Origin of the sequence: Vibrio sp. 10N.261.51.C6 (assembly GCF_041471785.1) — a bacterium.
Lineage (GTDB): Bacteria > Pseudomonadota > Gammaproteobacteria > Enterobacterales > Vibrionaceae > Vibrio > Vibrio crassostreae_C.
Genome location: NZ_JBFRPB010000036.1, coordinates 26551 through 48692 on the forward strand (window position 1 = coordinate 26551; position 22142 = coordinate 48692).

Below are 22142 nucleotides of genomic sequence, written 5' to 3' on the forward strand. Positions count from 1 at the left end.
CTTTTATTGTTTGCCAACTAACCGTTGCTTGTTTGGTTTAGTTAAAGTGACTTTATCGCAATTACCACTAAAGTGGTAGTTAAAACTATTTATTCTTCAGCTCACTTTTACTCTTTTATGAAGTATAGATCCTTCGCGTAGATATTTCCTTTCGGATTATTGTTTGGGAAGCCTTTTAGTGTATTTCGCACTAATCGTGTGTGATTGTAATGATATAAAGGTATAACTGCTGAAGAATAGTTGAGTAACGACTCATCGTGCTGATATAAAGCAAAGCGTTTAGACTAATCTTCCGTTTTACTCGCTTGCTGTAAGAGCTCATCATAGTATGGATTACAGTAGCTACTCTCATTTGCTGTGTGAAACGTGAGTTTGAATTTTTACCCTAATGTGAGCGTTGGGTAATGCGTTTAGCTTTGTTGAGGGAGAGGAGCCTCAAGCCTTGGTTTTCTTCTGATTTGAGCAAGGATGACACCTGAAATCACCATCACACCGCCAATGATGTGGAACTGGTTAATTTCTTCGCCAAGCCATGTCGCAGCTAATACGATCGCAACAACCGGAAGCAAGTTCATGAACATCGCGCTTGAGTCAGCACCAATGGTGTCAATCGCTTTCACCCACATCCAAGGTGCTAAAATCGAAGCGGCAACTGCGGCGTAAGCAATCAATGGGATCGCTTGTTGCGGTGGTAAAAGTTGTTCGCTGGTAAGCCAAAGTGGCGTAAGCATCGCGACAGCAAACAGACCCTGAATGTAAATCACCACCCAGCTACTGATTGGCATTTTCCAGCGTTTCAAGAGCACACAGTAAGAAGCATAAACAAAGGCCGCAATCAGCATATAGCCATCGCCTTGGGTCAATTCTTGATGGATGAAGAACAAAGGATCGCCTTTACCTAACATCAGAGCTAAGCCTGACAGTGACAACACACCACCCACAATACTCAAACTAGAAATGGACTTATGCAACAAAGGAACGCTCAGAAATACACTGACCAATGGAACCAAAGAAGTGATTAATGCCATGTTAGAGGCGGTTGTGGTTAAGCCTGCGTAGTAACCTAGAGATTGGTTCAACACCATGCCCAAAAAGCCGAGGAACGCTAATTTCGATAAGTTTGGCTTAATGACAGCCCACTGCTTCATCACTGGGCGAATACAGAAAGGCGTGAGAATTAACATCGCAAAAAACCAGCGGTAAAAACTCATTGCGCTAGGTTCTATGGTGCTTGCAGCAAGCTTGTTGACGATTGCATTGGCGCCCCAGATACAGACTGTAAAAAATGGTAATAGGTAATGCATGTGAATTCCGTGGCGAATGAGTTGATGCGGCTAGTTTGACAGGTCGTTATACTTACAAGTATCTTTAGAAAGACATTAAGCGCGATAGGAAGACAAGTTTGAAAAAACACTCCAGAAACCTTCATCCATCCTTATTAATTGATAAGGCACCATCCAACGTATTTATGAATTTTGAAGCGTTTCTTTCGAACACTGAAACCCGAGTTCATAGCCACTCATGGGGACAGGTTCAATTGATCAGTGGTGGTATATTAGAGATGGAAGCGGAAAGCACTCGATTTCTAGCGCCACCACATCTAGCGATTTGGGTACCGGCCGGGGTGATGCATTGCAGTTATAACCGTAAGCCTTTGGACTACTGTTCACTAAATATCGCCCCAGAACTCACGCAACACCTGCCAGATAAAACCAGCCTTATAAAGATCACGCCGATTGTGTCTTCTATTATCGATGATTTTCGCGATCGTGGGATCAATGTTGCGGAAACCGAGCAAGACCAAAGGCTCGTTCAGGTACTGCTTGACCAACTTGCGCAGCGTGAGGTTGAACACCACTTCTTGCCTTCAACCGATAATAAGTATCTAGCGCCTATATTGGCTTCTGTTGAAGAGAACCCAACCGATGAAGTGACGCTGAAAGATTGGGCTGAACGTGTCCACACCACGGAAAGAACCCTTTCTCGCCACTGCCAGACCGAGCTTGGAATGAGCTTTACCGAGTGGCGACTGCGAGTGCGCTACCTATACTCAATGGACTTGTTGAGAAACGGCCAATCGGTTAAAGAGGTCGCTCTTACATTGGGTTATAACCAAGCAAGCCCATTTATCACCATGTTCAAACGTTACGCGAACCAAACGCCAGAGCAGTATAAGAACCGTTTGTTGTAGCTCGTTGTTGTTCCTAACAGAACGGATGTATTTGTTGTTAGATTCCACCTGTATTAATACACAATCTAATACCCAGTCAACTCCATATAGCCAGATCCGGAATGAGAACCTTTAATCATGATTGGCCCCTCCCAATAAGGAACCGACAGCGGCATTTTGGCATTTGGATTGAGTGCCGAGACGGTCAGTTCTATTTGCTGGCTTGGAATCGAAACTTGCCACTCTGTTGGGTAGTCACGCCCGTCGATTTTAGTTTGCTTGATGGCGGTTAAGCTGATGTCTTGCTGCTTAATCGCGATGCCGGAGTCATCTTGATTCATCAACCTCGCATGAGAATAGCTGGCTTTGCCTGTAGTTGAGTTTCGAAGTTGAAATACCACCAAGCTGGTTTCATCACTCAGCCTTAGCGCAAACCAATCCCAACCTTGTTGCGAGTCGAGTAAAAACTGCGAGCTCCATTCTCTGTCTATCCAACCTTTGCCGGAAACTTGATGGGTGACGCCATCAATAGTTACCTCTCCCGATACATTGATGAATGGTTGGCTGTAGTAATAGGAAGCCACTTTGCCATCGCTACTTTTAGTGCTGTAGCCTTGTTCGCCTTGCTTTTGATATGGCGCGTTGTTGGTTAACTTAAGCGAATATCCAAATTGACCCGAGTTAGCGACCAATGTAGCTGGGAACAGGTCATCGGTCGTCGACGTCCATTGCCAATCATCGAGGTAAACACGAAACGGCGAATCGCTTACACCCGCCAGTTCAGCTTGGTCACGTGACCATTTTTCATCGGCATAGTGTTTATTTTTAGTGGTGACAGCGCTGTGCGCCATGTAAATCTGCTGACTTTGCCACGTAGTTTCCTTGGTGCTATTGCCACTTTCATGTGGTGCAGCCGCAAAGCGGAACTGTGTCCATTGCACACCTAACACATTGTCTTCTTCATCAATTAAGTTTGCGGTTAAATACCACCATTCATGACGAAAATCTGGATGTGCTTGATGGTCGGCAGGGAAGGCGATGTCGATACCTTTAACTACCGGTGTGAATTGATCAGTCTCTTTTTGTGTTTCATCGTCGGTTTGTTTTCCAGTACCGAGTATCGAACCCATATTTTGAGCTGATGGTTGAGTGGACTCCTCACACCCTAAAAGGAGTAAGATGCCAAGTGTGAGAACGAAAACTCTCATTGATCGATTCATCACAACACCTCACTTTGCAAGCTGGATACCACGGGTTTACTGACCAAACGCCACAGTGGGATCAAGGTCGCAATCACAGCCACTAAAATGGTGATGGCTGCGATGCTGAGTGCATCACTCCAATTCCACACATAATTTAAACTCCAACCAAAGGCGCGCAGGGTAACGATGTCCGTCAACACATAACCGACCATAGCGCCGAGTGGTAAGGCGATAACCAGAGTGAAGGCGACCAGAACAACGATTTGCCCGACCACCATCGCCATCAATTTTTTCTGACTAACACCGAGCGCGTACAACCTTGCAATGGCGGCTTTGCGTGCATCGAGCAACATGAAACAGGCGCAGAACAACCCAATCACCGCCACCATTAAAGTGACGCCATTAAGCGCCCGAGTGATAGCAAAGGTTTGTGAGAAGATATCTAAAGCGATCGATTTGATCTGTGCTTGATCGTAAAGCTGGCTAGGGTGCAAATTGAGTTGTTGGCGTAGCTGTTCGTACACCACTTGTGGGTCGCCAGAGACTTTGATTCCCAAGCTGGTGGGTAAGTCAGTAAACCCGCTTTCGAGCCATAAATTAGGTGCAAGCAACACTTCGCCATTCGGTGAGCCGTAATCATGGAAAATCGCCCCGACGATGAGTGTTTTGTCTTGGATCGCGTCGAGCTTTAGTCGGCTTCCAAGGGACAAGCCGAGCTTCACTGCCGTAGGTTCGCTGATCGCCACGAATTCACCTTGGTAAAAGCGCGTCCAGAAATCATCAAGGTGGGATTGAAATACCATGGTTTGCTCAAGTGTGTCTTTGTCTTTGGTGCCGAGCAAAGTAGGTAAGCCCTGCAAGTTATCGTCGACATAATATTGCTTATAAACGGTTTCAACATTTTCAAACTGCTCTAACGCACGTTCCACATTCGCGATTTCACCTTGAGCAGGGCTAACGTAAATATCGGCATGTAAGCGCTGTTCAAGCCATTGCTTTAACGTGGATTCAAAGCTGCCGACTAAGGTATTCATTCCCATGTTAGCGGTGACGGCGAGAAGCAACGCCATCATGGCAAGTGAGAGAGGGGAGATAAGTTCACGCAGCTCAGCGAACAGATATTGTATTAACCCCGATTGGGTACGTTTTTCGCTCCAGTTCGCTAGCACGCTGAGTGTTTTGGGCAAATACAAAGGAATCGACACCACTAACACTCCGAGCCATGCCATGGTGAAGCGATGATGTTCGCTCAGCCATAACCCTGCTAACGCGAGAATAGTTAATACTGACCCGATAACAAACAGCTGATTTTCGTTAGACGTTTCCGGCGCTTGATAGAAACCGCCATGGGAAGAGAGGGGTTGTCGCACTCGCTGTTTAAAGTGCTGCCAACACGCGACAAGCGTTGCGGCCAGCGTGAGTAGCAGTGCCTGCACTAACCATTGCCACTGCCATGTGCCGGGAAGCAGTGTTGCACCATAAAGTTGCTCAAGTGTTATCGCGACGGTTGGATGCAGCCAATGGCTGAGTTGGATGCCGAGAATGAAACCAAGCGACGCGCCTAGTGTGACTAAAAGAGTCAGCTCGACTAACAGAGCTGAAAACACGATGCTTGGCGCAATGCCGGCTTGTTGAATTTGCACCAATAGCCGATTGCGCTTCAGTAAACTGTACTTCACACCATTGTAAGCGATGAATAGGCCAACCAAAAACGCCAACAGACTCATGGCGGTGAGATTGAGGTGAAAGCTATCGGTAATTGAACCCAGATCCGTACTTTGGTTGTTGGAAATCCATCGTCCTTGCTCGCCAATAAGGCTTTGCCATTTATCCTGAGGATTGCTGTTAGTGTCGCTCTTAGTGTCAAAAATAGCGATGTAGCTCAGTTGCCCTTGCTTGTTAAGCAGTTGCTGAGCGAACCCAATATCCATCAACATTCGGCTACCTAGCTGCCATTCATCTGGTAGCACTACCACTTGAGTGAGCACTTCATCCAAAGTGAGTGTGTCTACTCCTCCCAAGTTCTGGTGTTGCGACTGGCTCATCATCACAATGGGTTCACCCGCTAAGAGTTGCGGCAAAGGTAAGGCATTGTCGAACAGGGAAATGTTTGGTTCTTTGGTTTGAGTGTTGCTTTGTTCGTCGACGCGAGCGTGACGAGATCTTGAAGTGAGGGCGGCGATCAACTCACTGCCTTGAACTGACCAACGTCGACCTTGCTCGTCTCTTACTCGCCCTTCAATAACAGGTAGCGCTGCGCTCAATCCACTTTGTCTTAAGCTGAAGTAGAGCGATTCCGGCAAATAGTTTTGCCCTGCTGGTGGAATGATAAGGTTCTGCGCTTGAGCGCTAAGTTGCTCGGTCGATTCTGCATAACTGCGCTTGGCATTGAGGTTGATGGCTTGCACTGCGACAAACAAGGTGACCGCTAACACAATGCCGATCAGAATCGCTGCCGCTTGCAGTGGCGATTGACGATAGTGTGCCGCGAATAAATTTAGAGTCAGTCTGGTATGGGTGAGCTGGCTATGAGCGAAGCCAGTTTGCTTCATTGAATGACTCACAACGCTGCTGCTCTTGGGGTTAGATCTGCGTTCCTTAAACAACCATCATCTAATACCAATTTTGTCTGCATAAAGCTGGCGCATTCCGGGCTGTGCGTAACCAAAAGCACGGCAGTGTTGCCTTGTGTAGTGATTTCACTCAGCAGCTTCATTACCTCAATGCCTGCTTTGTGGTCGAGGTTGCCTGTGGGTTCGTCGGCAAGCAGTAGCTTAGGTTTATGGGCTAACGCGCGCGCAATAGCGACTCGTTGTTGCTGACCGCCAGAGAGTGCGGATACGTGTCTTCCGAGTAGCTCGCTGATGCCCAATGCGTCAACTAAATAATCGCACCAGTCGCTCCATTTCTGTTGATTTAAATGAAGAGGGAAGGCGATGTTTTGTTTTACGTTGAGTGGGGTCAATAAGTTGAACTGTTGAAAGATAACGCCCAATTTTTGATGACGAAATCGGCTCCATTGTGGATCTTTCCAATTTGATGTGTTCTCGCCATCAAGCCACAATTCTCCACCGGATAGAGGTTCAAACCCCGCAATGATGTTAATCAGAGTACTCTTTCCACTGCCACTCGCCCCTGTCAAAGCCACGCTTGCCCCTGTTGCCAAAGCGAAGTCGACATTTTCCAACACGCTATGAGTGTCTTTACCATCAACAAAGCTTTTGCTGGCATGTGTGAGTGTGACAATTGGGCTTTCCATTTCCTTTCCTTATAACCAAAACTAACCATCAAAAGGTGTCGTTACTTGTGGCAATTACCGAAGCGACAAGCTTTATAAAACTGTAGACAACAATTTCAAACAATAGAGCGATTTATATCGAATTATTAATAACTTGTACTTCGAAAAGAGGGAAATAGATCAGTGTGAGGAGGAATACAGGTGTAAGTGGGAGCTTAGAGTCACCTAGGAGGCTTTTGGGGCTGTTTATAGATAATAAATATCTATGTTAAAAATTGTCCCAATTCCAATTCGTTTTAAAAGAAAACGCCCCCGATTGGTTGAAGCCAATCAGGGTTAGTAAGGCCCAAGAAAATCTAGTTACTTGGACTTTATTGCGAGGATTAATTTTGCTAAGGCACCTAACAAAGCAGCGATAGCGAAAACCAATTCAGGGTTATTCATATTATTACCTATAAAGAAGCTCTCGCCTTATGTGAGAGATTCTTCGTATTATCAACATGCATGTGATGGAAGGCAAGATAAAGAAATGGGGCTACCTGTGGATAACTATCTGATTTATTAGGTTTTACTAAAAGGGGGGGGGAGGCGGTGTAGCCTTCAAGTTGCAAAGTACTTGCTTACAATAGTAATGAGTGTGTCAAAGAGTCTGCTTTTACTTCTATTTTTCAACGTCACTTAATATGGATCGTACTCAACTTTCCGTAATCAACGACCTAACCACGCTCTAAGCGTCGTTAAGTCGTTATTGGTTGAGGTCAGGGGTTAATTGAGTGCTTCAATCAGAGTGATTTCGCGTTTGATTTGCTTACTCTCTTGCTCAGTCGCCTGCGCCAGTTTCTTTTCGCGTGTGGTTATGGCTGCTTGTTTGGCTTCGTCAGATTTGAACATCAGTTCTTTTACGTTGATAGAAGCGATGTTTGTGTAGCGGCCATCGTGACTGGTTGGGATTGATATGGTTTCATCATTAATTAATGACTTTACGATCTCTCGCTGTTCATTGTAGCGGCTCTCTAAACCAGAAAGTGCCCATCGCTGCTGAGTTTTACCTTCATACTGACCGTTCTTTTCTTCTTTAAGATACTTGATAGTCATGTTACGGATCGTGCCTGCGTCTTCTCCATACTCTGCTTCCGTATCAAAGAGTACAGGGAACGATTCACCTTCTAGCACGCCGCCTTTCTTGGTTAGATGACCCATTCGATAGCTATTCATACCAATACGGATTTCTGTTTGATCAGTAACCGGTGTGCCATCAGCAAACGCGAGGTTGGTGATGCGTGTACCTGCAGGCTGAGTAAGGTCGATGGTATAAGTCACGCCCGCGAAGAAGTCATTGGTCGAGTATTTTGATGCTCTGCGTTCAGGGTTAAAGCTGTAGGTCACATCACCGGGTTGCACTGAGTTGAAGTAGCCCGCAGACCATTCCATGTAGGTTCTTAACTCTTTGCCTGTCATCTGGTAGACAGTGATTTCTCCACCTGCGTATTGGTAGTTGTACGCGATGTCTTTGGCTTTGATTGGGCCAACGTCGAGCTCTGCATTGTCGTTGTCTATTTGAAGTGCGATGACATTGGCTTTAGGTGCATAGAAGAAGCTCGCTTCTTGGTATAGCGCACTGATGCCTGTGTCTTGAACATGGACTTGAGGGATACCGCGGATTTCGTTTTCTGGGACTAAATCAACGCCGGTAAGCTGAGCGACAGGTCTATTAGCCATTTCTCGGAGTTGTTTGTGATAAGGCTGGTATAACTCGTCCATATTCTCATCAGAGTCGATACCTTTAATTTTATAGGTGAAACTGTCTTTGTTAACGAGAGTGAATGTGCCATCGCGCTCTTCAAATTGAAGATCAATACGAGATAGGGCTCGGCCATACTTGTCGGGCTCAGTAATAATAACGCCATTCACAACAGCCTTATCGATGCGAGTGTGCATGTGACCAGCGACGATGGCATCAAGCTCTGGGTTTGCATTGGCAATGTCGGTGACACCGGTGTCGGCAATGTCATTCTCGTTTTCAATCCCCATATGGGCAACCAATACGATGGCATCCACTTGATCATCAATCTCTTTGACGATTTTTTTCACTTCCAAGGTTGGGTTAGTGAAAGTGACGCCTTCTAAACGGTTGGTACCTTGCGCAAAGACCTCCGTCATTGGGGTATCCATTCCGATCACGCCGATCTTAATGCTACCGCGTTCTAGGATGGTGTAACCAGGCAGGAATGGGTTTCCGTTTTTGTTCTTGATGTTGCCACCGAGAGACTGCCCTTTAAATTGGGTAACGGCCCTGTTGAGGGTTTTGAGGCCAAAGTCGAATTCGTGGTTACCTAAAACCCACACATCGTATTTCATGTGATTAAAGCCAAGCATCATTGGATCAACGGGCTCGTCTTTGAAGGTTTCTACGAAGTTGCCTTGGATGGTATCGCCAGCGTCGACAAGGATAATGTTAGATTGCTCTTTGCGGATCTCACCAACTTTGGTCGCGATTTGGCTCAAGCTACCACGAGTGTTGAGTTTATCTGCCGCGTAATCCCACGCCATAAAATGACCGTGGATATCTGAAGTACCCAGTATCGTGACATCGTGTATATCGCCATCAGCTGCAAAGGTGGGAAAGGCTAGAGAGAGTAGGATGGCGCTTGATAGTATGTGTCTTTTCATAAGTATGTTCACATCGTGGTTTTAAGTATGACGCTACCATATAGAATCGAGGTTATCTTATGGGTGATCAGTATCATATTTCTAATGATATAACTAATTGATGTTTCAAATAAATGTGATTCATGACCATCTCGTAACCACTTAAGTTATGGAGAAATGCACCACAACTCTTCGCTATCTTTTCAATCTTCGATTTCTTTAATCAAACTTCCTAAGCGATGGTGTATTAACAAGCACGCTTGTAAGCTGTTGAACGTCTTGCCTGTTGAAATAAACAAGGTATATATCGTCCAACTCTCACTTACTGTGGCAGTAAGATGATCTTGCCCTCTAGGCGTGTGGTTTTCGATTCAATGAGATCAATCGCGGTTTGCACTTCATCGAATGGTAGATAGCGGTCAACGTCGAGCTGAATGTCGTTTGTGATGAAGTGATCTAGCATGGTCGTGAACTTATCACGGCGAACATCTTTACCTTCTGCTTCCTCCCAATAACGCAAGAAGAAGGTGCTGAAATCGATGTGTTGGTTTTTCGCGTACTCAAAGAAGCGTGGCTCGTAAAAATCCAACGACAGCGTCCCATAGTTGATAAAGCGCCCGTTGTTGCCAAGGGTGTGAACAAGATCGGTTCCGGGTGAGCCGCCAATCGCATCAAAGGCAACGGTTGGCATAGGCAAGCCTAATGCCTTAATTTGAGAAACTAGATCAGCGTTCGCATCTATCACCCAACAGGAAGTGGCAGGGTATTGTGTCTGCTGTGATGTAACGACAATGATGTTGAAGCCGAGTGATGCTGATAACTGGGAGAAGATCTTACCGATGGCTGAACTGCCCGCGTTGATGATCAACAAATCCTCTTGGGTCAGCTTGGCTATTTCTGTCGTTAGCACCCATGCGGTTAGCGCATTAATGTACAACTGACAGGCGTAGCCATTGTCTAAATGTTGAGGAATTTGGAACAGATCATCTGGTGATACATCGACATAGTTCTGCCATGTTCCACTGGTTGCCACAAGCACTCGTTGATTCACTATAAACTCAGCACTGCTGGATTCTACAATCCTTCCTACCGCTTCAAATCCCGGTACTCTCGGCGGCTGATGGCTATGTTTGTATTGGCCCACACCATAAATCGACAACAGATCACTAGGGTTGATGTTAGTCGCTTCAATTTGTACGCGAACTTTATCTTTGTCTAGTACCCCTAAAGCGACATGTTCTAACTTGAGAGATTCTTTTGGCTGACCGAAACGGAACTGGCTAATTCGGGTATTTTGCTTAGTGTCAGTCATAGTTTGGGCACCTTTATGGATTATGAGTACTGCATCGATTTTAAGTGTAGCGTGTTCATAAATAATCTTGGGTCGGAAATGTTGCTCAACATGGCTGGTGTTGGCAGACAATCGTCATCAACGTAGTCGACATAGTCTGCCGCCGAATCAAAGATCAAAATATCCAAAGCCAAACGATCCAAGCCATATCGGCCTCGGTGGATCATATCCGCTGAAAACACCAATAAGTCACCTGCGGCTAACGGTATCTGCTTACCACCAGAGATGTCATCGCTGCTCACTTTGCCGTTTTCTTCTTGGCGAACATTGTACTCTTCTTCGTTATCCCAACGTTTGTGCGTGCCGGGGATAAGTTCCATGCCGGGCTCATCAAAAAGGGGCACTCGCAGATGCAATACTTGGGTTTCCATGATGACTTTCATCTGGTCATCAATGTCGTAGTCGTATTGACAGTCACGATGCCAGAAGTCTTTTTGCTGCGGGTTTACTGGGTTGAAGAACAGCTGTGTATTCATGAATGCCGGCTTGTTCGGAATCACCGCATCAACCACATCCATCACTTGTTTCGAGCTTATGAAGTCGAAAAGCACGCTTCTATCGTCGGCAGGCAAATACTCGCTTCCCGTAATTAAAGACGAGTTAAATGCTTCTTCTTTATAGAATTCTTCGTTGTCTGCTTTCCATGATTCATGAAATTTCAGCACGACTTTTCTAAGCGATGCAATTTGAGCTTCATTGAAATAATTTCTGATAACAAAGTAACCATGTTCGTCGTAACGGTCACTTAATTGTTGGCTGTTTTCTACCACTGACTACCTTCGTTCATTCTTTGCTGTATAATAACTAAGGTCAACAGCCCTAGAGATTTCTTGGGCGCATAATGCCAGACAGTCGTCATTCAACCAAGTAACGAGTGCAGAAGCCTGTAGATTCAGTGATGCGATAAAACTCTATGGGGGCGAGTGTTACATGCCTATCCATATCATGGACTCATGCGATAAAAATCTCCGCATATGTGATCTACCCCCTTTTTTTATAAAATAAAAAGATTCACATGGTGAATGTTTTTGTGGTTTGCATGATTATTGACCATGTTGAAATTTGGTTGCGTATGGAAGATAGAAAATCATGGATGGTTTTTCGCTGGATATGAGAACACTTAATTTTATTATTATTTTGTTCTCTTTCATTTACTGTATTGGCTTGTTGTTATTTCAATTCACTCAACAGTCCATTAAAGGGCTTTCAATCTTTTCCATTTCAATATTTGTTATCGGAACTGGGCCGTTGATGTTGAGCCTAAGAGGGGAGTTCCCTGATTGGGTCACCGTTATTGGTGCCAATATGGTCATTGCGCTTGGTTTTCATCTCGCCTTGTATAGCTTATGTCTGTTTCGAGAATACTCTCTCAAATGCACCTACCTCAGTAGTCTAATGATGTTGGCTCTTTTGCCATGTTTTATTTACTTCACGTTCTATGAGCCTTCCATAAAGGCTCGAATTATCCTCATTAGTTTATATCTGGCTTTTGTGACTCTTTGCACTGCCTTTGCGGTATTAAAGGGCCGGCGTGATGACTTGACTCTAGGTATTCGGATGATGGCCTTGTCATTTACGATATATGGCGGGTTTATGGTTTTTCGAGTTGTGGTGACACTATTTTCCGCTGAGCTCCAGGATTTCATGGCGGCCACTCTCATTCATCAACTTGCCTTTTTAGTGAGCATCGTTCTTATTGTGTCGATGAGCTTTACAATGCTTTGGCTGATTAACGCAAGGTTGCTTAGTTCTATTCACGAGCTGTCCTACAGCGATCCTCTAACGGTACTGGGAAACCGCAGAGCATTAGATGAGATGGTTCCAGTTATCATGAAGCAGGCGGGGACTGCACCTGTTAGTGCCATTATGATGGATATTGATAACTTTAAGTCGATCAATGACCAACACGGACACATTGTGGGTGATCTCGTGATCAAGTCTTTTGCTGAAATGGTTCAAAGTGCAATCAAAACATCGCCAACAGCCAGTGCGTTTCGTTTTGGCGGAGACGAGATAATGATTTTATTGCCCAATGTTAATTTCCTACAAGCACAGGCTATTGCTTGTAAGCTGCGATTATCTATTTCAGAGATCTCAGCCGTACAAGGGAATGAGATGTTTCTGACGTCGAGTTTCGGTGTCGCTCAGCTTCACCCACATGAGAATTGGGATGGGTTTATTACTCGAGCCGACAAAGCGTTATATCAAGCGAAAACAAACGGTCGCAATATGACTTCAATTTGTCCTAGTCATATTAACGAGATCGTCACTGCCACATCACCAATACCGCTGCAATAGAGAGTAAGATGAGTGCAAGAATGTCTTTGCGTGCGATGCTTTGTCCTAACCAGAAGTAGGATATCAACACCATGAAGATCACTTCGACTTGCCCAAGCGTCTTTACGTACGGAACGGCTTGAAGTGACATTGCGCTAAACCAACCCAGAGAACCGATAACACTCGCTAGGCTTGTCATTACGACCAGTTTCGACTTCTTGAATATCAGGCGCAGCGTGTCGCGTTCTCTGAAAAAGAGATACGTACAGATAATCACTGTCTGAAGGGAAATGACGAGGAACAGCACCCATGCGGCGCTATGAGGGAACGGCAACCCTATGCTCAAACTTGCTTCCCGTACCCAAAGAGATGTTAAAGCAAAAGCAGTACTACACGCCATACCTAGCAAGAACACTCTCGGGGACAAGCTTCGCCAGCCAGAAGCACTACTCATGATTAGCACGCCTAAAGTACCAATAAGTACGCCGACCCAACCTGTTAGTGTCAAAGCAGTACCAAAAAACAGTACGGATAGCACCGCAGACACGGGGGCTTCACACTTGGCTAATCCTGCGCCTATCGCATAGTTTTCTAGCTTGAACAGCATCACCATTAAGCCGGTCGCGAGGATCTGCATGATGGCGGCAGCAACAATATAGAAAACAAACTCACCCGAAAAATCCGGTGCGGATACGGGCTGCCATTGATAGAGGGCGCAGAGGTAAATAAGGGCGATTGGGCCAGCCCAAATAAATCGCGCTAACGTCACGCCAGCAACGCTCATGGTGCCACTTAATTTACTTTGAAAGGCATTGCGCCAAGATTGGCTAAAGGCAGCAAGGAGAGTAAAGGCTATCCAACTAAAAGACATGACGCGTCCATGTGTTATGTAATTTGCTGATTATATTAACAAATAAAACCAATATAAGAAGCGACTTGTTCTTTTAATAAGCAATAGTCAGTTGCGTGAATCGCTCGGTTTTGAAGAATATTCGGTCTTTAAAACTTGCGCTGTAAACCTTAACGGCTTCATTTACTTGTCACTCGACATCAATCGATTGTTTAGAAAATCGCTTCTTTTCTGTTCTTGAAGTAGAACAGCGCGCTGATCAAAACGAACAGTAAGGTGAAGTAATAGAAAAAAGAAGACAGTGAGGCCAAGAAGGCAAGGTTCTGTTCTATTTCTTGTTCGGTGTAGCCCTGAGACACCAACTTATAGTAGTAAGCGTACAAGATACCGATCAGACCGTATCCGAGGTTAAACATCAAACCTTTGAAACTAAGAACGGTGGCTCTGTTGTGTGATTCGGTTTTTTTATTCAGGTGGTAGCTGATGAAAATGTTCATCGTCATGATGATAAAGATTAATACTAGTGCCGGAATGACTCCGTAAATCGACCAACCTAAACTGATCCAGTAATAAGTCGCCATGCTTGCCAATCCCATAACCACAATGAAGGTTTTAGCCTCCATACTCTCTGCTAATCTTCGGCTTTGTCCTGCCAATATAATCTTAAGCAAGCTGATACCCGCACCAATAAAACCAAAGTAGATAATTGGAATATCAATGGCCAGATAGTATTGGCTGTTCATGGTTAGGAACATGCGTGAGGTGTGTTCGAATAGGCTGTAGTAGAGCAAGATGAACAGCACGTAAGGCGTAGCGAATACCCATTTACCTGCATCGATCGTCAATTTAAGACTTGAGATGGTGGTTGCCAATTTGGTTTGGTCGCTTGGCATCAGCTTTTTCTCTTCGCGCATATTAATCGCGGCATAGATGGCGATCATCGCTACAAATAGGGTGGCGAACACAGGAATACGCATCAGATCTTTGGTGCTTTCTGGTTCGGCTAGTCCAAGGAAATGAAAGATGTTCGTCATAAAATTCACGTCGTACATCGCCGCACCAATTAGTGTGACAAAGATACCGACCGTTGAGGCGACACGAAGCTGGATTTGCAGCACTCGCGGCCACAACTCTTCATTACCTTGTTCTTTTAAGGTGTCGTAAGCCAATGCCTCGTCGGCGCCGCTGGCCAGTGCCATCGCTAAGCCACTGAGAATCCGGTTAATCAGAAAGACTATGAACACCAAGTCGGGGTTTCCGGTTGGCACTAAGGCGATCATTGCGATCTCAACAAACATCACAATCGAAGACAGCACCACCAGTTTCTTGCGGCCTAAGGTATCGGCGAATGCACCCGACGGTACTTCAGCAAGCACAATGGTGGCCGCCCAAACTACATTGAGCATCGCGAATTGAGACAGGGTTAACCCGTAATCTAAATAAAGTAGTGTGAATATAGGGTAGTAAAAACGCGCAAAGTAGCTGCTTCTAAACATCAAGAAGTAGCGGACATTGGGAATTTTAAGGATCTCTTTGAGCGTCATGATAATTTCAGTAATTTAGATAACACATTATTATGTATAACCCTTTTACTCTTTTAAATCATGGAATTGTTGCCAAATCCCTAAAATATCTGGTTTGGGTGATCTTCGAACTCATTGTTCATAGTGGGTTATAGGTTTCTCGTCTTCAAATCACTTTCCCCTATTCATTTAGTTTGTGGTGCCGTTTCACTTGTTCGACTGATTTTGGTGCAAGATCGAACTTCTACAACGTCGCTCTCGTATTTACATCTTATTGTATGATTTAATTGTTGGTAATAACGATACGCAATGAATCCAATGTAATTGAGGAAGCGAGCATGATCTTAGAGTCATTCAGTCTGGAAGGTAAAGTAGCGATAGTGACGGGCTGTAACACGGGGCTTGGGCAAGGTATTGCATTAGGCCTAGCGGAAGCCGGTTGTAAGGTTGTCGGTGTTAACCGAACAGAGCCTGAAGAGACTATTGATAAAATGAGTGCAGCAGGTCATTCGTTCCTAAACGTGAGTGCTGATCTTCTCGAGCAAGCGTGCATTCCAGGGGTTATAGAGCGCACTTTGGCTGAGTTTGGCCAAGTCGACATTCTCGTGAACAATGCAGGAATTATTCGCCGCCAAGATGCTATTGAGTTCTCAGAGCAAGATTGGGATGACGTAATGAACGTGAACACCAAGACGGTGTTCTTTATGTCTCAGGCTGTTGCAAAGCAATTTAAGGCTCAAGGTACTGGCGGAAAGATCATTAACATTGCATCGATGCTCTCATTCCAAGGTGGCATTCGAGTTCCTTCCTATACGGCTTCAAAAAGTGCTGTGATGGGCGTGACACGTGCGATGGCGAACGAATGGGCGCGCGATAATATCAACGTGAATGCGATAGCCCCCGGTTATATGGAAACGAACAATACTCAAGCTCTGCGTGAAGATGCTGAGCGTAATCAAGCGATTCTTGAGCGTATTCCGGCTGAGCGTTGGGGTAAACCGCAAGATATCGCAGGTCCTTGTGTGTTCTTAGCATCATCAGCATCGGATTACATTAATGGCTATACCATTGCTGTTGACGGTGGTTGGTTAGCACGCTAGTTGGTTTTTTATTCTAAATTTTGAGTTTGCAGCAATCTTGCAGGAGAAGATAAATGAAAATCGCTTTAATGATGGAAAACAGTCAGGCAGGTAAAAATGCCATGGTTGCAGCTGAGCTAGAGTCAGTGGCGGGTGGCATTGGTCACGATGTTTTCAACTTAGGTATGACCGACGAGAATGATCACCACTTAACGTATATCCACTTAGGTATCATGGCCAGTATTCTGATCAACTCAAAGGCTGTGGACTTTGTTGTGACGGGATGTGGAACAGGGCAAGGTGCTTTGATGTCACTGAACCTGCACCCGGGTGTGGTTTGTGGTTACTGCCTAGAGCCATCAGATGCTTTCTTGTTTAACCAAATCAACAACGGCAATGCTCTAGCTCTCGCTTTTGCTAAAGGCTTTGGCTGGGCAGGTGAACTCAACATTCGTTATATCTTTGAAAAAGCGTTCACAGGCGAGCGTGGTAATGGGTATCCACTAGAACGTGCAGAACCACAGCAACGTAATGCAGCAATTTTGAATGAAGTGAAAGCGGCGGTGGTAAAAGATAACTTTATTGATTCTCTGAGAGCTATCGACCAAGATCTAGTGAAAACAGCGGTTGGCAGCGAGCGTTTCCAACAATGCTTCTTTGAGCATTGCCAAAACCAAGAAATCGCTGATTATGTTCGTTCACTTTTAGATTAATTAGAGCGTTTAGTTCTGATAGAGCCAGCCTTGTTCGGCTGGCTTTTTGATGAATAATTAAAGCAATGTAATGAGACAAACAGTAATCAACTGGCTAAATTGCGATTCGTGTTTTCCTGCATCTACTCTTCATCTTCGGTTTCTTTGGAAGCATTCGAGGCACAGCCTTTCTCTAGCCAGTTGTTCAGTACGTGTTGCAGTGCCTTCAAAGAGGTTGGCTTCTCTAGGCGACCATCCATCAGTTTGCTGATCATATCTAACTCGTGTTGTCCTGATTCGCCAGACAAAGCAATGATTGGCGTTTGAGGAGAGCGTGCCTTGATAATTTGGCTTGCGTCAAAACCATTCATTATCGGCATTTGTACGTCCATTAAGATCAAATCGACCTTGTGTGTTTTGAACAGTTCGACGGCATTCTCACCGTTTTTGGCTTGTAAGCTATTGACGCCAAGTCGACTCAAGTACATTTGAACAAGCGTGCGTTGTACTTCTTTATCATCGACGATCAGTACGGTTGGAGCCAAATGATTCCCTGGGGTTAGCGTGCTTGTTGGTTCTGAATTTTGCGTTGCCGCTTGGTTGTCTGGCTTAGCTTCAGCGTTGGTTTTGTTTTCAGTTGCAGTTTGATTACCTTTCCAATCATCGAAGTAAGGCGTACGAAGTGCGTCTGCTTTGGGGGCATTGGGTACCACCGGGAAGTACAGGTGGAACTCAGTAAACTCCCCAAGTTTAGAGTGGCACTCAACTCGGCCGCCAAATGAACGCATCACTCGTTGGCAATAACCGAGCCCTAGGCCGCTACCACCGCTTTTTTGGTAAGAGAAGAAATCATCAAAAATTTTATGTGTAATGGCTTCGTCAATGCCGGGGCCGGTATCTCGGAATATTAGAACGTTCTCGTACGGTCCGGTGTTGGTGCTGATCTCAATTTGGCTTTCTGGATAAGAATCAAAGTAATAGATTGCATTGCGTATCAAGTTGAAAATGACGAAGTTGAATAAGGTTTCATTCAGCTTTGCTACAAAATCAGCGTGTTGTGGTAAACGAATGCGTTCAATGATCTTTTCATTCTCAAAACCATAGTGGCTTACGGCTTGATCTACGGCTTTGTGGATAGAGGTCATGGTCACAGGGCCGTGTTCAGGCGTACTGTCACTGACTTCGCGCAGGATTATATCAATCAGCTGTCGACCACGTTGAATCGCAGCTTGGCCGTTCTCAATATCAAGTAAGATCTGTTTCGCTGGAGCTTGATTATCAATGTGCTGTTTTAACACCTCAAAATGCAACTGCACTTGAGCCAGCGGGTTACGCATTTCATGAGCGATTGAGTTAGCAAGGGCACGGCTTTGGCGGATGCGTCTATCGGCTTCGATAGTGCTTTGTACTCGAGTTAATAAGGTTTGCAGGGCAGAGATCTCTTCGTTAGAGAACATCTGATCGTTGCTCTTGTGTGACGATACTAACAAGTGCGTGACCGATTTCCCCTGGCCAAACAGAGGCATCACCAAAGCGGTATCGTTGGAGCTCATTTTGTCATACAGGGCTTTGATTGAGCGCTTGGCTGGTGCGGTGTAATCAAGCTCCTGAGACAACTCATCGAACACTAAAACGGACTTGTTAGTAGACAGATAATCTTCGTAGAAGGTTTCGTTGTAGTTGCTGTTGACTAGACGTAGCTTATCTTCTGGAATTTGCAGTAGGCTACCCAAACGACGCATTGCATCATCAATCGACAGCTTGAAATCGTCTTCTAGTGAGAGGATCTGTTGTACTGGCGTTTTCTTGTTTCCGTAGACAAAGAACGAGGCGTAGTGGCTTACGCGCTTGTAGAGAACATGCCACGTGATGCCGATAATCGCGCAGATTGGGATAGCAACAAGCCATTGACTGTCGTCTGTCAGCGGGATAAATATCGCGCCAAAAGGGATCACCAAAATAGCACAAACCAACATCGCATTTAGGCTCATGTACGCCAGGTATTTCACGCTGTAGAAGCGCGAGGTCAGCAGGGCATAGCCAACGAACAACATTTCACTTATCGACAAAGCTGGTGGCAGCCAAGTGAGCGAGAAATCACGCAAGAAGTAGGTCATGCCTAGGTGGATCGTCGCAGTAGACAGCATGAAGACTAAAATGCCGGCGATCATATAGTTGGTTTTGGCTAAAGTTAGCTTGCTGCTGTTGGCGCGCATGGCCACCAGGTTGAGTAGTGTTAGCACTACAAAGCTAATCATCCCAATAAAGAAGTACGGCGTATGCGGGCCAAACTCAATCACGAACTGGCTTGGGCCTGCAATGGTGACGTGTTCAACGGTTAACCCCGGACTTAAATTGATAAAGAAGGAGTAGACGGTCAGGGTGACGAAAATGGCTTGCTGCCACACATGAACCTTACCATTACGTTGTTCAGCGGCGAGTTTGCACGAGAAGTAATAGGCAAAGGCAAACGCAAAGAACGAGGCGAGGTTGGCAAACTTTGCGGCGAACACGGCGGCCGAGGCCCCAAGTTCCGGTAATAAGTCGGTATGGAAATAAGCGTTACTGCTGATCCACGCAACAATGCAGATCGAATACGCGATGTAAGGGGCATGGTGTGTCCCTGCGATCACTTCGTTCTTCTGTTTCAGGCGATAGCAGTAATAGAACAACCACATGACAACCACAGCCACGGTTGCAAGCAGTGTGATTGCTTTTGCATAGATGATCGCCTCTAGGCCGAAATCAAACATGTTCATCCTTTTTCACCGAGCTAGTTTTTCCTGCCGAGCGCGACTTTTCTAATGACTTTCTGCTTTCTCGCACTGCGCGTTTGTAGCTTCGAAAATCGACATTATTGAACGCTTTTACCATCATCTCAAAATTCCAGAATCCACGATAAATTGTCGTGCCATCGTCATTTAATTCGCAATATCCAGAATGGAAGTATGCATTGGAATCAATGGTTTGATAAAACTGAAGCATGAAAGGTTGCTCGATAATAGTGAAGCCAATCTTATAGCCTATTTGGTGTAACACACTCATCAGCTCTTTTTGAGAAAGGTAGAGGAAATAGAGCTTTTGTTGGGTATTGCCACTGACTGTCAGACGTAACACCTCACACAGGGCATCTTTGTCGGACAATTGTAACTGGAATTGTTGGTCAAATTCTGGGAGAGAGTAACATTTTGACAGTGTAGGCGGTGTGAAAAGTTGTAACCCTGCGAGTTCATCGTAGCCGTAATTGGGTAAACAGTATTGCCATTGCTCATTGCTGAACGGCGGTGCGTAACTTAGCCAAGTGTCATTCTTAGACCAGTCTTGAATCAGCGCAGAGGAAACCAGTGTTGGAAAGGCTTCATCGACTGGATGCTTGAGCAGAATAAAATGCTTACCTGCCTGAGAAAGGTGTAATAAAGGCAGCATCTCAAACCATTTCTCGCCCTTGATGAACACCTCGAGATTGCTTAAAGCAATGGCATCGCTGATTGGCATTCCTTGTGGGTGACTCGGTGTTTGTACCAAAAGTGGCTCATGTTCTATCTGTTCGATGATCGCACCGTAATAAGCACTGTCATTGATAGGGAGGTCGACATGAGAAATGGAGCTTGGATTTAATGGTGATTTTGCTTTGATTGCGGCAATTTCACATTCACACCAAAAATCTAACCAATGCATGTAGCACTGGCCTACGGCCTGCTCTAGAAGATCAACCTCTGCAGATAGTGTGTTTGGATAGCGCAGAATCAGATCGCGGTAGTCCATCACCTCAAACAATACCGAATAGCTTTTGTTTTGATGCTCAGGGAAAAGCAATTCTAATTGGCTTCTACGATATTCAGTCACGCTTTGAAAAAGCTCAGTGCGCTCATGTGGCTGATAAGTGCTGATGACGAGCTCTATCAGCGCTCGCTGTTTTATTTCGATAGACAGACTGCTAGCCAACAGTGAGCCTAAAGACGACGTTAATTTCATGTTTAACCTAGCCTAGGTTTATATAATTATTTTTATTTGATCTGCACTATCTATAGGACACTGATTTTAGGTATGTGTTTGAAGTTACGTTACTTTGAGAGAGCTAATCGTAACTTTACTTGTGTCCATGTTGTGAGAAGTAAGTTGCATAATCGGGTGAGATTTTACTACTTGCACCCACCCTTAACAATAAAGATTTTCCATATTTGAATGAATTCACAGATGAACAAAGTACATTATTATCAACAACTTGTAGGGCTGGTTCACAGTTTTAAAATCAGACATGATTAAGCCGAGCATAAACTTTTGAATTTATAAAATAATCTCAAATATCTATTTTTTGAACCAATATCATAATCCAAATCAACATGAGCTCATCTTATTAATCGTAACGGAAATGTTTTGGGTGTTAAGTATGTAATTAACTGATTAATTGTACCTTTCTTATACTCGCTTATTCTCTCACTACCCATTTTAATGTTCTAAATATCAGGTGGATAAGCGAAGGGCTCCAGCGCTCGGTTTGTTTTCCTGACAATCTCCTGTGTTTATAGAGTAGTTACACCATAATCTCTGATGAAGTGATGACATTCGAGGTTTAAGCTTGCCTGCATATGAAACATTATTGCGAGTAATCCCTCGTAAATGATTGAGGTAGAGAGAATTTATGAAGAACGTACGATTAACATCATTACTTGGAACAGCAACCTTGTTTAGTGTCGTGGCGTTAGCTGGGTGTAGTCAGAAATCAGAGGTACCAACTCAACCGCAAGAGAATGCGAACCCCATCTGCAGCACTAAAAACCTGACGGGTGGTTGGTCGAAAAGTGAGATAACACCAGAAGCCAAGCAAGCTTTAAACGCAGTTCTTAGCCAAATGAACACTTCAGCTGAGCTCAAGCAGATCTTGAGTGTTCGAACTCAGGTTGTCGCGGGTTTGAATTACGCTATTGAGTTTGAAATGGATAATGGTGAAGTGTGGAACACCATCGTTTACCGTTCTCTACAAGGTGACATCGAAATGACGCAACCTGCACAGAAAGGTCTTCTGTGCTCATAATCTAGATGCGTCTGTATCTTGTGAGATAGGCTTATAGCAAATAAAAATGGCTCCGTATTGGGCTGTCTCTTATACA

16 protein-coding genes and 1 pseudogene are annotated in these 22142 nt (G+C 44.9%); 5 read left to right on the forward strand and 12 right to left on the reverse strand.

Going from position 1 to position 22142, the window contains the following annotated elements; translation table 11 throughout:
* Positions 1–107: 107 nt before the first annotated feature.
* Positions 108–362, reverse strand: a pseudogene (locus tag AB4375_RS10050) (peptide ABC transporter substrate-binding protein); the annotation flags it as partial.
* A 48-nt stretch (positions 363–410) separates the two neighbouring features.
* Positions 411–1304 carry a DMT family transporter gene (locus AB4375_RS10055; protein WP_017067917.1) on the reverse strand — a complete coding sequence of 298 codons (894 nt, stop codon included), beginning with the start codon at positions 1302–1304 and terminating at the stop codon, positions 411–413.
* Between the two features lie 98 nt (positions 1305–1402).
* Here AB4375_RS10055 and AB4375_RS10060 point away from each other — a divergent pair, with 98 nt between their 5' ends.
* On the forward strand, positions 1403–2191 hold the full coding sequence (locus tag AB4375_RS10060; RefSeq protein ID WP_029235520.1) for a helix-turn-helix domain-containing protein: 789 nt from the start codon (positions 1403–1405) through the stop codon (positions 2189–2191).
* Between the two features lie 65 nt (positions 2192–2256).
* Here the strand turns inward: AB4375_RS10060 and AB4375_RS10065 are convergent, their stop codons facing one another.
* The 6 genes from AB4375_RS10065 to AB4375_RS10090 all read right to left on the reverse strand — a co-directional run bounded on the left by AB4375_RS10065 (position 2257) and on the right by AB4375_RS10090 (position 11380).
* Positions 2257–3390 carry a lipocalin-like domain-containing protein gene (locus AB4375_RS10065; RefSeq protein ID WP_372051479.1) on the reverse strand — a complete coding sequence of 378 codons (1134 nt, stop codon included), beginning with the start codon at positions 3388–3390 and terminating at the stop codon, positions 2257–2259.
* Positions 3390–5924: an ABC transporter permease gene (locus AB4375_RS10070; RefSeq protein WP_372051490.1), complete on the reverse strand. Its 2535-nt coding sequence runs from the start codon at positions 5922–5924 to the stop codon at positions 3390–3392. Before AB4375_RS10070 ends, AB4375_RS10065 begins: the two co-directional genes overlap by 1 nt.
* An 8-nt stretch (positions 5925–5932) precedes the next feature.
* A complete protein-coding gene (locus tag AB4375_RS10075) occupies positions 5933–6631 on the reverse strand; it encodes an ABC transporter ATP-binding protein (RefSeq protein WP_372051480.1) in 699 nt (232 codons plus the stop codon).
* Positions 6632–7375: 744 nt separating this feature from the next.
* On the reverse strand, positions 7376–9280 hold the full coding sequence (locus tag AB4375_RS10080) for a bifunctional UDP-sugar hydrolase/5'-nucleotidase (protein WP_372051481.1): 1905 nt from the start codon (positions 9278–9280) through the stop codon (positions 7376–7378).
* Positions 9281–9581: 301 nt separating this feature from the next.
* Positions 9582–10571, reverse strand: coding sequence for a zinc-dependent alcohol dehydrogenase family protein (locus AB4375_RS10085; RefSeq protein WP_372051483.1), 990 nt, complete (start codon positions 10569–10571; stop codon positions 9582–9584).
* Positions 10572–10591: 20 nt separating this feature from the next.
* On the reverse strand, positions 10592–11380 hold the full coding sequence (locus tag AB4375_RS10090; RefSeq protein WP_017059991.1) for a phytanoyl-CoA dioxygenase family protein: 789 nt from the start codon (positions 11378–11380) through the stop codon (positions 10592–10594).
* Positions 11381–11699: 319 nt separating this feature from the next.
* Between AB4375_RS10090 and AB4375_RS10095 the strand changes: the two genes are divergently transcribed.
* The gene (locus AB4375_RS10095; protein ID WP_372051484.1) at positions 11700–12908 is read left to right on the forward strand and encodes a GGDEF domain-containing protein; all 1209 of its coding nucleotides are present in this window, start codon (positions 11700–11702) and stop codon (positions 12906–12908) included.
* Here the strand turns inward: AB4375_RS10095 and AB4375_RS10100 are convergent.
* Together AB4375_RS10100 and AB4375_RS10105 are read right to left on the reverse strand one after the other, a co-directional pair.
* Complete coding sequence (locus tag AB4375_RS10100) at positions 12877–13758, reverse strand: multidrug transporter (RefSeq protein WP_372051486.1); 882 nt, start codon at positions 13756–13758, stop codon at positions 12877–12879. The two genes, AB4375_RS10095 and AB4375_RS10100, sit on opposite strands and share 32 nt — an antisense overlap.
* A gap of 191 nt (positions 13759–13949) precedes the next feature.
* A complete protein-coding gene (locus tag AB4375_RS10105) occupies positions 13950–15281 on the reverse strand; it encodes an MFS transporter (protein ID WP_017059988.1) in 1332 nt (443 codons plus the stop codon).
* Positions 15282–15598: 317 nt separating this feature from the next.
* Here AB4375_RS10105 and kduD point away from each other — a divergent pair, with 317 nt between their 5' ends.
* Together kduD and AB4375_RS10115 are read left to right on the forward strand one after the other, a co-directional pair.
* The gene (gene kduD, locus AB4375_RS10110) at positions 15599–16360 is read left to right on the forward strand and encodes a 2-dehydro-3-deoxy-D-gluconate 5-dehydrogenase KduD (RefSeq protein ID WP_372051487.1); all 762 of its coding nucleotides are present in this window, start codon (positions 15599–15601) and stop codon (positions 16358–16360) included.
* Positions 16361–16413: 53 nt separating this feature from the next.
* Positions 16414–17052, forward strand: a complete 639-nt coding sequence (locus tag AB4375_RS10115; protein ID WP_017059986.1) for an RpiB/LacA/LacB family sugar-phosphate isomerase — start codon at positions 16414–16416, stop codon at positions 17050–17052.
* Positions 17053–17174: 122 nt separating this feature from the next.
* Here the strand turns inward: AB4375_RS10115 and AB4375_RS10120 are convergent, their stop codons facing one another.
* Together AB4375_RS10120 and AB4375_RS10125 are read right to left on the reverse strand one after the other, a co-directional pair.
* Positions 17175–19784 (reverse strand): response regulator, encoded by a 2610-nt coding sequence (locus AB4375_RS10120; RefSeq protein ID WP_372051491.1) that lies wholly within the window; start codon positions 19782–19784, stop codon positions 17175–17177.
* Positions 19777–21006 (reverse strand): acyl-homoserine-lactone synthase, encoded by a 1230-nt coding sequence (locus AB4375_RS10125; protein ID WP_372051488.1) that lies wholly within the window; start codon positions 21004–21006, stop codon positions 19777–19779. The genes AB4375_RS10120 and AB4375_RS10125 overlap by 8 nt, the downstream gene beginning before the upstream one ends.
* 667 nt (positions 21007–21673) lie before the next feature.
* Here AB4375_RS10125 and AB4375_RS10130 point away from each other — a divergent pair.
* Complete coding sequence (locus tag AB4375_RS10130; protein WP_017064277.1) at positions 21674–22066, forward strand: cystatin domain-containing protein; 393 nt, start codon at positions 21674–21676, stop codon at positions 22064–22066.
* The last annotated feature ends 76 nt before the right edge of the window (positions 22067–22142 follow it).

Coding starts and splice junctions, on each gene's coding strand:
- AB4375_RS10055 (WP_017067917.1), bottom strand. CDS start 1,304: ATGCATTACCTATTACCATTTTTTACAGTCTGTATCTGGGGCGCCAAT.
- AB4375_RS10065 (WP_372051479.1), bottom strand. CDS start 3,390: ATGAATCGATCAATGAGAGTTTTCGTTCTCACACTTGGCATCTTACTC.
- AB4375_RS10070 (WP_372051490.1), bottom strand. CDS start 5,924: ATGAAGCAAACTGGCTTCGCTCATAGCCAGCTCACCCATACCAGACTG.
- AB4375_RS10075 (WP_372051480.1), bottom strand. CDS start 6,631: ATGGAAAGCCCAATTGTCACACTCACACATGCCAGCAAAAGCTTTGTT.
- AB4375_RS10080 (WP_372051481.1), bottom strand. CDS start 9,280: ATGAAAAGACACATACTATCAAGCGCCATCCTACTCTCTCTAGCCTTT.
- AB4375_RS10085 (WP_372051483.1), bottom strand. CDS start 10,571: ATGACTGACACTAAGCAAAATACCCGAATTAGCCAGTTCCGTTTCGGT.
- AB4375_RS10095 (WP_372051484.1), top strand. CDS start 11,700: ATGGATGGTTTTTCGCTGGATATGAGAACACTTAATTTTATTATTATT.
- AB4375_RS10100 (WP_372051486.1), bottom strand. CDS start 13,758: ATGTCTTTTAGTTGGATAGCCTTTACTCTCCTTGCTGCCTTTAGCCAA.
- AB4375_RS10105 (WP_017059988.1), bottom strand. CDS start 15,281: ATGACGCTCAAAGAGATCCTTAAAATTCCCAATGTCCGCTACTTCTTG.
- kduD (WP_372051487.1), top strand. CDS start 15,599: ATGATCTTAGAGTCATTCAGTCTGGAAGGTAAAGTAGCGATAGTGACG.
- AB4375_RS10115 (WP_017059986.1), top strand. CDS start 16,414: ATGAAAATCGCTTTAATGATGGAAAACAGTCAGGCAGGTAAAAATGCC.
- AB4375_RS10120 (WP_372051491.1), bottom strand. CDS start 19,784: ATGTTTGATTTCGGCCTAGAGGCGATCATCTATGCAAAAGCAATCACA.
- AB4375_RS10125 (WP_372051488.1), bottom strand. CDS start 21,006: ATGAAATTAACGTCGTCTTTAGGCTCACTGTTGGCTAGCAGTCTGTCT.
- AB4375_RS10130 (WP_017064277.1), top strand. CDS start 21,674: ATGAAGAACGTACGATTAACATCATTACTTGGAACAGCAACCTTGTTT.